Genomic DNA, 13624 nt, shown 5'->3' with positions numbered 1-13624 from the left:
AGAGTGCCGGCTGCTTCAAAGCCGGCACTTCACATGGATCGGGCATAAAGCCCTGTCTGCGGCAGGCTTTACGCCAGACGCCAGGTCGCAACGTTCCAGGTATCGATGCGGTTATTGACGTTTGGCTTCACGTTTTCGACGCCCTGCTTGTGACCACGCACCGTTGCGTACTGGAACAGCGGCAACAGCGGCAGTTCCTTGCGCATGATCTCCTGGATCTTCAGGTAGACGGCCTTGCGCTCCTCCGGCACGAAGAGACTGCCGCCCTTGGCCAGAAGATCATCGACGTCCTTGTTGACGAACTGCCAGGTATTCTGGCCCGAGCCGCCTTTTGCAGCACTCGACGTCGAGCGGAAGAAGTCGGAGGTATCGGGATCCGGGCCGGTCAGGAAGTCGAGCCCGACGATAACCGAATCGAACTTCGACAGCATCCAGTAGTCACCCCACATGACAGCTGGCGGCAGGTTCGAAATGGTCATCTCCACGCCGATATCCTTGAAGGATTGCTGCATGTATTGCTGAACCTGTTCGCGGATGTGGTTGCCCGCTGTCGTGGAGCAGGTGAAGGCGAGCTTCACGCCATCCTTGGCGCGTATGCCGTCCGCCCCGGGCGCCCAGCCCGCATCGTCGAGCAGCTTTTTAGCTTTCTCGATGGAATATTCATGCTTGGGAAGATCTGGATTGTAATAGAAAGACTGCTGCGGAACGTAGCTTTCGGTGGGTGTGGGCAAACCGTAATAAAGTGCCTCGATGATCGATTGTTTGTCGATCGCCGCATAAAGCGCCTCTCTTACCGCCGGCTCCTTGAACTGTGGACGTTCCATGTTGAACGACAGGGATTCAATCGTCGAGCCCGGCACGACGTTGACCACCTTGCCGGCGAGATCCTTGGCCTCGTCATAATGGTCGGGTGTGATCCATTGCAGGCCCACCACGTCTATGTCGCCGGTCTTGAACTGGGTGTACATCACATTCAGGTCGGGTACGTATTTGTAGACCAGACGCTCTATATGCGGGCCATCACAAAAATACTCGGTATTGGCGTCGAGCAGAATGTAGTCACCCGCAACCCGCTCCTTCCATTTGAATGCGCCCGTTCCGACCGGCGCGTTGTTATAGGCGGCGGTATTGCGGTCAGCTTCCGCACCTAGGAGGTGCTTCGGCGTAATAAACGTGGAAGCAAGGATCGAGGGATAGGGCGCGAATGGCTTTTCCATCTTCCAGGTAATTTCCGTCGGCGAAACCACGGTCAAATCCCTTACGAATTCGTGCCCGGTCTTGCGCCATGAACGGAAGTTGGGATCGACCAGAAGTTCAAGCGTGAACTTCACGTCTTCAGCGGTGAACGGCTTGCCGTCGTGCCATTTGACGTCGTCACGCAGCTTGACCTTCCAGTTGAGACCGTCGGCGGAAATGCCGCCGTTTTCGACCGTCGGCACTTCGGCGGCGAGAGCTGCCACGAAGGCACCTTTCTCGTCGACATAAAACAACGGGTCGAAGATGCTGAAATGGATGCCTTCATCTACTTCAATATGCGGCATATGTGGATTGAACACGGTAGGCTCCTGCGAGAAGCCGACCGTGAGCTGGCCTTTGGCGGCCTTGTCCTGCGCCATGGCGCGGGAAAAACCCGGAAGACCGGAAAGGACGACGCCGGATGCGCCGAGCGCCAAAAGGCCGAGTGCCTGGCGGCGGGTGGTATTGATAAGCGGCTTGTTCTGGTCGGACATTTTTTAGTTCCCCTTGATCCGATGGTTGAACACGACGATTATTTTTGCTTCCGCCTCTTTGGGCGGTACTACTCCCATCAGCAGTTGCCTGCCTCATGCGTCAAAAGGATCGGCGGCACCTGACCGCCGGGCTTCTCATTTCAAAAGCCGCTGACCAGTTCGATCTTCGAACCGTCGCTGAAGCGGCTGAAACGGAAATCGCGACGATCGACAATCGGATTGCGGCCTGTGACGATATCAGCCATGAGTTTTCCAGCCGCCGGGCCGATGCCGAAGCCATGGCCGGAAAAGCCGGTTGCAACATGAAAGCCCGGAATGGCGTCGATATTGTCGATGACCGGAATAGCGTCAGGCGTCACATCGATCATGCCCGCCCAGCGCTGCGAAATTTCGGCCTTTTCGAAAACGGGGAAGGCCTTCTTCAGCTTGGCAAAGGCGCCGTCCGTCATGTCCATCGCCGGAACGGGATCGAGCACGCGGTTATATTCGAAGGGTGAAGCCTCATCGAGCGCCCAGCGGCGCGGAATGCGCCATTCATCGTAAAAGCGGCCAGTCAGGCGCAGGTCGAGCGAGCGCCACTCATGCCGCAGGGCCGGCAGGAATTTCAGTGCATAACGGAAAGATGCGGGCACGATGTCGACGATGTTCTGGAAGCCGTTAGCGATCGTATATCCGCCGTCGAGACGCTTGCGGATCGCAAAACCGTTCGACCAGATTGCCTCTTCCGGGCCGCCTTCCAGCGGCTTTGTGCGCAGCACGGAATTCATGACCTTAAGCTGCGGCAGATCGAGACCGTTGTTGCCGAGAAACAGGCTGGACCACGCGCCACCCGCCATGACCGCCGCCTTGCAGGCAATTTCACCGCGCTCTGTCACGACACCCGACACCTTGCCGCCGGAGAGCTGCAGACCGCGCACGGCGCATTCGGTCAGAATGAAAGCACCGCGGTCGCGGGCAGCTTCCGCAATGGCAGGCGCGGCGCGCTGCGGCTCGGCCCGGCAATCACCGGCGGTATAGAGCGCACCGGCGACGTCCATGTTGGAATGAGGATATTTCGCCTTGAATTCCTTTGCACTCAGCATGCGGCTTTCAATCTGGTAGCCTTCCAGATTGCGGTTCCAGCGTTCGTGCTCGGAAAATTCCTTTTCGTTTGCGCATGTAAAGACGATGCCGGAACGCTTGAAACCAGTCTCCCGTCCTGTACGACGATTGAGATCCGCCCAGATGCGCAGCGATTCTGCCATCAAGGGCACCTCGCGTGGGTCGCGGCGGGAAATGCGCACCCAGCCCCAGTTGCGGCTCGACTGCTCGTGGCCGATACCGCCCTTTTCGCAAAGCGCAACACGCAGCCCCTGATCGACGAGTTCAAGCGCGGTGGAGGTGCCGATAATGCCGCCGCCAATGACGACGACATCGACTTCTTTCGGCAATTCCGCATCGCCATGGACGGGAACGACATAAGGACCGGGCATGTCAGAAAAACTCCTCAAGCTGGCAATTGATGGCGAATTCGGCGACGGAAGCCTCATTCGGTAAGGACAGCAGCATGGCAATGATGCGGGCAAGATCGGCGGGCTGGGTCATTTGATCCGCCGGCCGTTCGGATAAGGCGGTCGCCATATCTGTCGCAACGAACCCGGGGCATACGGCTGTCGCGCGCACGCCGCTTTCGAAGCCCGCCTGTCGGATGGCATGCGCAAGCGCGACCGCCGCGAATTTGGAGAGAGAATAGCTACCGGCAGATGCGGACTTCACCCGCTTGCCGGAGAGGGAAGCGAGGATGATGACCCGGCCACGACCGCTCTCGCTCAACGCCTCCCAGGCGGCCTTAACCAGCCTTCTCGGTGCCTTGACGTTGACCGCAAGCATGGCGTCGATGTCTTCGTCGTCTGCTTCGATCACTGTCTTCGGTATCATGATGCCGGCATTGGCCACGACAGCATCGATACGACCGAAATGCTGATACGCTTCATCGGCCCAGCGCTTCTCCGCACTCGCATCATTTGCGTCATAATGGGCAAGATGGACCTGTCCCTCGTGACCCACAGCCCATTGCGGCAGCGACGGGCTGCGCATACCAAGCGATACCGACCAGCCTTCGCCAAGAAGAGTAGCAGCGATATGGTCGCCTATACCCCGACTTGCACCGGATATGAGAGCAACGCGTTTTGTCGTTCGTTCCATCATGCTAGCCCCACAATATGGCGGTAGGCGCGACGCAAAATGTCGATTACCTGCTTCTGCTCGTCTTCCGGGATGAAGCTGAAGAAATCGCGCGATTGCTGCGGAACGATCTCCCGGATTTTCGTTGCAAGCGCCGCTCCGGCTTCGGTGATGTAAAGCTCCTGGGCGCGGCTGTCTTCCTGCGACACTTCCCGGCGTATCAGATCGTGCGACACCATCTGGTCGATGATCCTGCCCATTGCAGACCGGTCCCGCATCGTCAGATGAGCTATCACTGAAGGACGGATACCCGGGTAGTCATCGACGAGCAGCAGGGTCGTGATCTTTCCAGTTCCCTTCGCCACATCCAGCCCGTCCAGCCGGGCATCGAGATCGCGCGATACGGCAAGGTTGATCGTGCGGATGTAAAAGCTCAGCGTGTCTTCAAGCACGTCGAGATTGATATCAGTTGGCGATGTCGGCGGGTTTTCAGTTGGTTTGGACATGGAGTTTCCGTTCGAATGGTCAAAGATCGACATTGGCGCACACGCTTTCCCGGCGTGCCGCAGTGCAGGTTTTCGGCCATGTCGTATGTCAGTTTCGTGACTGAATGAAAGGATAATTAGTAGACAAACGCAACTACTTTTTATTCCTGAAATCATATTTTTATTATTTAAATCATATATTTAAAAGGAAAACCTCTCGCGCCGCCGGATCCACGATAATCCGGCGGTGCAATCGGTCTTTGATGTCGCGCGATGCAAAGTCTGACGAGATGTCCGGCTCGTCAGACTTCGATGTTATGTGCCGACGGCAGTTGCCGCAGGTTCCCAATCCGCACCGGGGATCGCAGCAACGAGTTTGCGGGTATAGGGATGGGCCGGCGACCGGAAGATTTTTGTCGGCGGCCCCTGTTCGACAACCGTTCCCTTGTGCATGACAAGCACATCGTCGCAAATCTGGCTCGCGACTCTCAAGTCATGGGTGATGAAGATCATCGCCACCTTCATTTCAGCCTGCACCCGCGCCAGAAGCTCCAGAACCTGCGCCTGTATGGAAACGTCGAGAGCAGACACGGCTTCGTCGGCCACAAGGACGACCGGATCAAACATCAGTGCACGGGCAATGCCGATGCGCTGGCGTTGGCCGCCGGAGAATTCGTGCGGGTAACGGTCATAGGCCTGTTCATCCAGCCCCACGAGCTTCAGAATTCCGAGAGCCTTTATTCTCGCCTCATGCACAGCCATTCCGTGGGCAACGGGGCCGACCGTCAAGATCCTGCCGATCGTATGGCGGGGATTAAGCGACGCGAAAGGATCCTGAAAAATCATCTGGATATAGGGCCGCAACGATCGAAACGTCGTTTCGTCCATCGCTGCTATGTCACGGCCATCGAAGCATATTGAACCGCCATCCGCCTCCAGCAATTTCAGCAGGACACGCCCGAGCGAGGACTTGCCCGACCCGCTTTCGCCAACGATACCAAGGGTCTGGCCCTTGTGAAGCTTGAAGCTGACACCATTGACCGCCTTGACGATACGGGCCTTGCGGAAAAACGAGCCGGAGCTGCGATACTCCTTCTCAAGATTTTCGACCTTGAGAACGACGGGGGCTTCTTCGCTGACTGAACGCTCAGTGCTCCGCATCCGCGGAACCGCAGCGACAAGTCGCTGGGTATAGGGGTGGACGGGATTGACCAGAACCTGGTCCGCCCTTCCCTGCTCCACAAGATATCCCTTCTCCATCACCACGACGCGATCGGCAATTTCGGCAACCACGCCGAAATCATGGGTGATGAACATGACGCTCATGTTCTTGCGCTTCTGTATCTTGCGGATGAGCTCAAGGATCTGCGCCTGGGTGGTAACGTCGAGAGCGGTTGTTGGCTCATCGGCAATCAGGACATCCGGATCGAGTGCCAGTGCCATGGCGATCATGACCCGCTGGCGTTGTCCGCCAGACAGACGGAATGGATATTGCAGCCGCATCAGAGGCGGGTCGGGAAGACCGACTTCTTCAAGTAGATCCAGAACCTTGGTCTTGCGGGTTTCAGGCGTTCCATAGCCATGCGCTTCAAGCACTTCGGCGATCTGATCCCCGATTGTCATCAGCGGATTGAGCGCGGAGAGCGGATCCTGGAAAATGATTGAGACCGCCTGACCACGCAGCGGCCGGATTTTATCTTCCCTGGCCGCAAGTATGTCCATTCCCTTGAAATGGATTTCGCCGGAGCTGACTTTTATCACGGGCGACAACAGCCCCATGATCGTGCTGGCAGTGACGGATTTGCCGGACCCGGATTCACCGATAATGCACAGGATTTCACCTGCGTGGAGGTCGAAAGAGATATTCTTGACCGCGTGGGTGCGCTCCATTCCCGGCGGAAGATCCACCGTGAGATTGCGAACGGACAGCACCACGTCGGCTGACGTGGTTGGATGCGACATAAGTTCCCCTTGTTTTTTGTAACTTTGTTCGCTTTGGCCGACGCTTCATACGTCGGAAACAATATGGTGGACTATGTCTACTATATTGTCCAGTGAGTGGCGGTAGCTGAGACGGTCGAACCGGCACCGCGTTGGCGCTGTCCAGCATTCTTGACCTTTATGATCTGCAAAATGCTAGGCTGTCCCGTTTGATGTTGGTCAGGAGCGGACCCGGCGTTTTGCGTTTTGGGACAAGTTCTCCAACTGTCCCGCTAGCGCCCACTTGCGGAGCAACTTTCGCGTGCTTAAAAGGCGTGCAGTTTCAAATCGCGTCGGAGAGGACCAATTTCGTGGAACAGGTAAATACCCAAACCGGTAAGGGCCGGACCAAAGCTTTATGGGCGGCGGTTGCGATTATTGCTGTTGCTGCTGCAGGCGTCATCGGGGGTAAGGCCTTCTACGAAGCAAAGGTCAGCGAACTCGTTGCTCGCACTGGCGCAACTGCCCGTTCCGTTGAGGTTGATTTCCTCGGGCAGATTCATATTCGCGAACTGGCCTTGCCGCTTGCCGATGGCAAGAACATCCGGATTGCCGCTATCGATGGACGTCCAAAATTTCCTTTCCTGGATGGCGCACTGGAGCTGAACGACATCAATGTTGACGTGCCAACCGGCAAGATCTCGATGGCGCATGCGCGTGTCGAGAATGCCGCGTTCATAAAACCGGATGCGGCTGAAGTATCCGGAGACGGAAATGCCAACTCTCTGCCTAAGCGCATAGAGCGCTTTGCAGCAGAGCGTATTTCCACGCCTGAGATGACATTCACGCAGTCCATCGCCACCACCGAGCAGAAGACTGTTTATAAGAACGTAGCCTTCTCGGACATCGCCAAAGGCCGGATCGCCCGATATTCCATCGACAATGCCAGCTACGACATTCAGATGGATCTACCGGACAGCACTGGCGCGATGAAAAAGAAGCACTTGGTCGTATCGACCGGCGCCATAGCCGGGCAGGACTTCGATGCCGCTTACCTCGCAAGGCTCTACACGGAAAAAGCGGGTCCCGAAGATAAGGACGCAAAGCTTCTCTATGGCCCGCTCTCCGTCAGCAAAATCTCGTTCTCGGACGGAGACGGTCATTTCACTTACGATGAAATACGCAGCGACGGCTTCAGCGCCCGCATGCCGGCCGAGCCGCTTCTGGAAACGATGAACGCGCTTTCGGCGACCAAAAATACCGACGAGCTTTCACCTCAGGAACGCCAGGCAATTTTCGCCAAGGCCCTGTCCATTCTCGATATGATTGGCAAGAGCAACATGCAGTTGCTCGGGTTCAAGGCCGACGCGCCTGATGAAAGCGAAGGGGCTGCCGGCAAAAGGGTCAAGGTCGGCATTGATCGTATCGATATGCAGATGGACAGCCGTAAGCTCGACTTCGGCCTGAATGGCATGTCGATCGGAAATGGCGTCGACACGATCGAAGTCGCCGAGGCAAGCCTCAAGGGCTTTGACTGGAGTTCCACAATCGAGAGTCTCTCCAAAATCGTCGGGCTTGACGACAAGCAGATCGAGACTTTCCCGTTTAATCACCTGATACCGGAACTGGGCACCGTCCGCGTCGGAGGCATCAATGTTGACGTCGCCGCCCCGGAACAGACAGACGACGAGACTGGTGAAAAGACGGAGGGCGTGCCTGAGCGCATCAAGTTCACGCTCAGGAATTTCGAGATGGGTCTGACAAAGCCCTTCAACGGCATACCCACAGATATCGTGATCAGGCAGGATGACCTTTCTCTTCCGATCCCTGAAGATTCGACCGAGGAAGTTTTTGTCGAAGCCCGCAAACTGGGTTTCGAGGCACTCGCCCTGTCTTATGCCCTTGCCGCCGGCTGGGATGAACCGAACAAGAACCTGGTGATCCGGGAAATCTCCATGCGCGGCAAGGATATTGGCAGCGTCAATTTTTCCGGTCTGGCGAGCGGGTTCACCGAGGAGTTCTTCTCCTTCGATACCAATCGTACTCAGGCCGCCCTCCTGGGGCTCGCGGGCCGCGAGGTAAAGCTGACGATCAAGGACGAAGGTATGATGGCCAAGGCTATCAAGCTTTACGCTCTGCAAAACGACATGACCGAGGATCAAGTGCGCGGTGTTCTGACACTCGTGGCAAGCGCGGGGTTGCAGCAGATCGCAGCTGAACAGCCCAAACTCAAGAGTGCGGTGGACGCGTTGCTTCGCTTCATCAACAACCCAGGTACTCTTACGGTTACCGCCCGCTCCACTGGACCAAATGGCCTTGGTCTTTTTGATCTGGTTGCAGCGTCTGAAAACCCGATGCTTCTTCTCGACAAGGTCGATATCCAGGCGACGGCCGAGTAAGTCGTCCGATCGCACCCCCAAACGGTTCAAGCTCCGGTTCTCGGAGCTTGAACACACCGGGCGCGGAGCTTCTAGCAAAGCTTAGATGCGCCGCGCCTTGATCGTGTTCATGACAAAGCTGGTCTCGATGGTGTCGACGCATTTCAGCTTAGCGATCTTCTCCTTGATGAAGCGCTCGTAGTCCTCGAGCCCACCACACATGACCTTGAGCATGTAGTCCCTCGAACCCGTGACGAGGTGACATTCCAGAACCTCGTCCCAGTCCAGAACGGCCGCCTCGAACATCTGGATTTCGTCATCGTGCTGGCGACTGAGGCGGATGGATGCAAGCGCGGTCATCGTCCATCCCTCGATTGCCGGATCAACGATCGCGGAATAACCTTTGATCACCCCCGTCTCTTCCAGCCGTCGCAGCCTCCGCAGACATGCAGATGCCGACAGGCCGACTCGCTCGGCAAGTTCGTTGTTGGTGATCCTTGCGTCGGCAGACAGCTCCTTGACTATCCGCCGGTCGATCGGATCTGCAATTTTTTGCGACATAAAGCACAATTCTCCGCAATATATTGCTTCATCAGACATATCCACGCTTCAGAATGCAAGGTATTTTGACTTGATTGGATGTAAGCTGCGGACAGTTCAACGTCTGTTGAGGAGGACCTTCCGCAAATGACTGCACCGCATCCGTCTAAAACCCATATCGGCAACCACGCTCTCCATCCTGAAACCCAGATGCTCAATTACGGCTACGATCCGGAATTGTCGGAAGGAGCGGTGAAGCCGCCTGTGTTTCTGACCTCGACCTTCGTCTTCAAGTCGGCGGAAGACGGTCGCGACTTCTTCGACTATGTCTCCGGCCGCAAGGAGCCGCCAGCAGGCAGAGGTGCAGGCCTCGTCTATTCGCGTTTCAACCATCCCAATAGCGAGATCGTCGAGGACCGCCTTGCCGTTTACGAACGCACCGAGAGTTGTGCGCTCTTCTCGTCCGGCATGTCCGCCATTTCGACGACGCTTTTCGCCTTCGTCCGGCCCGGCGACACCGTACTCCATTCCCAGCCTTTGTACGGCGGCACTGAGACGCTGCTGGCAAAGACCTTCCACAATTTCGGCGTTTCGGCGGTGGGTTTCGCCGATGGTGTCAGCGAGGCCTCGGTGATATCCGCCGCAGAGGCTGCGATGGCGAAAGGCAGGGTGTCCGTCATCCTCATCGAGACACCCGCCAACCCGACAAACAGTATTGTCGATATCACTATGATCAGCCGCGTTGCCGACGTGATCGGCCAGAAGCAGGGGCACAGGCCAATCATCGCGTGCGACAACACACTCCTCGGTCCGGTGTTCCAGCGGCCTATCGAGCACGGTGCCGATATCTCGCTCTATTCACTGACAAAATACGTTGGCGGGCACTCCGACCTCATTGCCGGAGCAGCGCTCGGTCGCAAGGATGTCATGAAGCAGGTGAAGGCATTACGCGGAGCGATCGGCACCCAGCTCGACCCGCATTCGTGCTGGATGCTCGGGCGCTCGCTTGAGACGCTACAAATCCGCATGGAGCGGGCAAACAGCAATGCCGAGGTGGTGGCCGAGTTCCTGAAGGCGCATCCCAAGGTCGAGAAAATCCATTATCTGCCGTTTCACGATCCGGCGTCCCCGGTGGGCAAGGTGTTTGCACATCAATGCACCGGTGCGGGATCGACCTTCTCGTTTGACATTGCGGGCGGGCAGGCAGCGTCTTTCAAATTCCTCAACGCTCTCACGATATTCAAACTCGCGGTCAGCCTTGGCGGTACGGAATCTCTCGCCTCCCATCCTGCAACGATGACGCATTCGGGTGTTCCGGCCGACGTCCGCCAGCGCATTGGTGTGCTTGATTCCACGATACGGCTGTCAATCGGCATCGAACATCCCGACGATCTGGTCGCCGACCTGACCCTCTCTCTGGATGCCGCCTGACGGAGAGGCAAATGCCGCTCCTCCCCGACTGCAATACCTATGGGTTTTCCAGTACATACGAAACACGGAAACCAACGTAGTGCAGGAAGGCGATAAGGGGAGCGGCGTTACCTTCCGCTACGAGTGGAGCCAGTCCCACACCGGCAATATGATACAGAAGCGGCGAATGACGGGTTGAGATGGCGTCGGGCAAAGGGTATCAGGTGCCTCAATTCCAGGCGGACCTCCCCGCAAGCAACAAGGCTTATCCTGACATGATCCCGGATTTTCTCGTCACCCATTCCGGTGGCTTCCATGCCGACGAACTGCTGTCCAGCGTCATCCTGACCCGACTTTTCCCGCAGGCCCGCATCGTGCGCAGCAGGGCGCCGGAATGGATCACCCCCGGGGTGGACCGCATCATCTACGATGTCGGCGGCGCCTATAACGCGACAAGCAGGATATTCGATCACCATCAGCGTGGCGCGCCGCTGAGGGATGACGGTCAACCATATAGTTCATTCGGACTGATCTGGAAGCATTTCGGCCGGGACTATCTTGCCACCTTCGGCATCCCCGATGAACATGTCGAAACCGTCCATACCTCTTTCGATGGCAGCTTTGTGCTGCCGGTCGATCTGGTCGACAATGGTGCGGTCAGCCCCTCCGTCGCCGGGCCGCTGGTTGCGCTGACACTGCCTGTCCTGCTGGAAACTCTGAAACCTGTTTTTGACGAGACCGACCCCGAAGCCAATGATCGCAGTTTCCACGCGGCGCTCGTCATTGCCCGCAGCTTCGTCGAGGCGAAAATAGCCAAAAGCGCTGCGAAACTGCGCGCCGAGGCGCTTGTAATGCAGGCTATCGTCGATGCCGGTGAAGGTCATATTCTGGAATTGCCGATGGGTATGCCGTTTCGGCCCGCCATTGTGAAGGCGGGCGCAGACAATCTGCTGTTTGTCGTTCACCCGCGTGACAAGGACTGGTGTCTGACCGGTATCCGTCGCGCAGATGAAGGCTTTGAACTGCGGGCAGACCTGCCTGCGGCATGGGCGGGCCTTACAAATGGCGATCTGGAAGCCGTTTGTGGCATTGAAGGCGCGAGTTTCTGCCACAATGGCCGGTTTATTGCCGCCGCCAAAACCCGCGATGCCGCCCTCGCCATGGCAGAACTGGCTGTGAAAGAGGCGATCTTGCCTGCTCCCGTAGTGTAGTCCATTGAACAACGGAACATGAGTAGGAGATCGCCCGGAAGGCGGGCCGGCGGAGCATATCAAAGGATATGCCCGCAAATGTTCTTCGGCCGCATCACTGGACTCTCCTCCTCCATGCCCAACCGGGAACACCGTGTTCGTTCCCGATAATCTACGGAGCCGTCACCTTGTCTGCGACCGCAGCACTATTGGGCAGCAGGAAAAGGACTGCGATGGCGCATAGCGTCGTCACCGCGGCAAGCCACCAGCAAAGTGTCGAAAACGCAGTCTGATAGGCATCCCGCAACAGGTCGTCCCCGATGTGGGACGATATTGCCGCTGCACCCGCCAGGTCGCCCACTGCCAGACGCTGACCTGTCTGATTCAAGAGGGGCGTAGACAAAGGCGCCAGCCGTCCGAGGGATGCCGAGGTCAATGCCGACAGGGCGGCGCTGACGACTGCAAGCGCGATGCCCTCACCGGCAACCCGCACGGTACTGAATATGCCGGTCGCCATTCCCGCACGCTCCACCGGCACGACGCCAACGGACAAGCCATCCATCAGGCCCCATGGCAGGCCGGCGCCCACCCCAATGACGAGCATGGGCAGAACGATCATGGCTCCATCCTCTGCGGTGAAGCCGGCAAGCCAGACGAGGCCAGAGGCGGAGATCAGCAGGCCGATGCCGCAGAGCATGCCCGGCGAAACATGACGCGCCAACATCGTCGCGACTATAGGCACCACCAGCATCGGAGCCGACAGTCCCAACATGATGAACCCCGCCCCGATTGCTCCTTGTTGCTCGATACCGATGAGGCGCAACGGAATGATAACAAGAAGAACAACGAAACAGGCGCAGGTGGCGATTGGCAATAGCTGCACCCCCACGAACCGCGGATAACGGAACAGCGATAAGTCCAGCATTGGCCGCGCTGCCCGCATTTCGATCAAGACGAAGGCTGCTAGCGAAAACGCAAATCCTGTGCTGAAAGCGATGATACCGTTAGACCCGAGAACAGGCAGCTCGATCATCGCAACAGTGAAGAGGGTGAGTGTGAGGGTAAAGCTTGCAGCGCCCAGCCAGTCGAGTTCCGCCGCATTGGGATCCCTCGTTTCACGCATCCGTGGCGGGCCGAGGATCAGGGCAAGGAGGCCGATCAGGCCGCCGGCAAGGAATATTGCCCGCCATCCGACCGTTTCGATCATCAATCCCGTCAGCAGCGGACCAGATGCAAGACCGACGCCGAAGGTCGTTCCAAGCAACCCAAAGGCACGCGTCCTAGCGTGGCCGTCGAATTCCTGCGCAAGTGCGGCCGTACCTCCGGCCAGGGCCGCGGCGGCGCCCACGCCTTGACCGGCACGTAGCAGATCGATGATCCACACCGAAGGCGCAAATCCAAGCGCAAAGGAGAAGCCGGTAAACAGCGCAAGGCCGATCAAGAACACCCGCCTTCTGCCATATCGATCTGCCAGCGCGCCTGCCGCCATCAGAAGACTTCCGAAAGCCAGCATGAAGGCATTGGTGATCCAGGTGAGGGATGCAGGCGATCCCCCGAGGTCCTGCCCGATAGCCGGTGTGGCAACCGCACCGGCGGAGAAGTTCAAAGGAAGGGTCAAGGCGGCAAGACACACCGCCACCAATACCGAATTCCGGCTGGCTGAGGATCTATGAGGGGCGTCGTTCATGCGAACTCCAATCGTGAAATGGCATCGCGACACCAAGGTCGCGTATCGGCATCCATTCTCATCAGACGACATGAATTCGACAATCGGCCCCACAGGCCTTTCATTGCGGATTAAAATTCTC

General features: G+C 57.6%; 10 protein-coding genes. 3 read left to right on the top strand and 7 right to left on the bottom strand.

Annotated features, from left to right (window positions below):
- Positions 1–68 precede the first annotated feature (68 nt).
- From ACZ5A6_RS18580 to ACZ5A6_RS18560, 5 genes are all read right to left on the bottom strand, one after another.
- Positions 69–1730: a peptide ABC transporter substrate-binding protein gene (locus tag ACZ5A6_RS18580; protein WP_464111246.1), complete on the bottom strand. Its 1662-nt coding sequence runs from the start codon at positions 1728–1730 to the stop codon at positions 69–71.
- A gap of 140 nt (positions 1731–1870) precedes the next feature.
- On the bottom strand, positions 1871–3202 hold the full coding sequence (locus ACZ5A6_RS18575) for an NAD(P)/FAD-dependent oxidoreductase (protein ID WP_035199278.1): 1332 nt from the start codon (positions 3200–3202) through the stop codon (positions 1871–1873).
- Position 3203: 1 nt separating this feature from the next.
- Positions 3204–3914, bottom strand: a complete 711-nt coding sequence (locus ACZ5A6_RS18570; RefSeq protein ID WP_025596016.1) for an SDR family NAD(P)-dependent oxidoreductase — start codon at positions 3912–3914, stop codon at positions 3204–3206.
- Positions 3914–4399, bottom strand: coding sequence for a MarR family winged helix-turn-helix transcriptional regulator (locus tag ACZ5A6_RS18565; protein ID WP_026330963.1), 486 nt, complete (start codon positions 4397–4399; stop codon positions 3914–3916). Before ACZ5A6_RS18565 ends, ACZ5A6_RS18570 begins: the two co-directional genes overlap by 1 nt.
- Positions 4400–4693: 294 nt before the next feature.
- A complete protein-coding gene (locus ACZ5A6_RS18560; protein WP_038493662.1) occupies positions 4694–6340 on the bottom strand; it encodes an ABC transporter ATP-binding protein in 1647 nt (548 codons plus the stop codon).
- Between the two features lie 329 nt (positions 6341–6669).
- Between ACZ5A6_RS18560 and ACZ5A6_RS18555 the strand changes: the two genes are divergently transcribed.
- Positions 6670–8697, top strand: coding sequence for a hypothetical protein (locus tag ACZ5A6_RS18555; RefSeq protein ID WP_025596013.1), 2028 nt, complete (start codon positions 6670–6672; stop codon positions 8695–8697).
- A gap of 81 nt (positions 8698–8778) precedes the next feature.
- Here ACZ5A6_RS18555 and ACZ5A6_RS18550 read toward each other — a convergent pair whose 3' ends face one another.
- Positions 8779–9237: an Lrp/AsnC family transcriptional regulator gene (locus ACZ5A6_RS18550; protein ID WP_013761333.1), complete on the bottom strand. Its 459-nt coding sequence runs from the start codon at positions 9235–9237 to the stop codon at positions 8779–8781.
- 126 nt (positions 9238–9363) lie between these two features.
- Here ACZ5A6_RS18550 and ACZ5A6_RS18545 point away from each other — a divergent pair, with 126 nt between their 5' ends.
- Positions 9364–10647 (top strand): cystathionine gamma-synthase family protein, encoded by a 1284-nt coding sequence (locus tag ACZ5A6_RS18545; RefSeq protein WP_113473649.1) that lies wholly within the window; start codon positions 9364–9366, stop codon positions 10645–10647.
- Between the two features lie 254 nt (positions 10648–10901).
- Positions 10902–11837: an MYG1 family protein gene (locus tag ACZ5A6_RS18540; RefSeq protein WP_113473688.1), complete on the top strand. Its 936-nt coding sequence runs from the start codon at positions 10902–10904 to the stop codon at positions 11835–11837.
- A gap of 151 nt (positions 11838–11988) precedes the next feature.
- On the opposite strand, the gene ACZ5A6_RS18535 is transcribed toward ACZ5A6_RS18540, so the two are convergent.
- A complete protein-coding gene (locus ACZ5A6_RS18535) occupies positions 11989–13503 on the bottom strand; it encodes an MFS transporter (RefSeq protein ID WP_464111245.1) in 1515 nt (504 codons plus the stop codon).
- Between the last annotated feature and the right edge of the window lie 121 nt (positions 13504–13624).

This window comes from Agrobacterium sp. 6Ca8 (assembly GCF_055382765.1).
The sequence above is the reverse complement of the archived record's forward strand: the minus strand, read 5'-3'. Positions and strand labels throughout refer to the sequence as shown.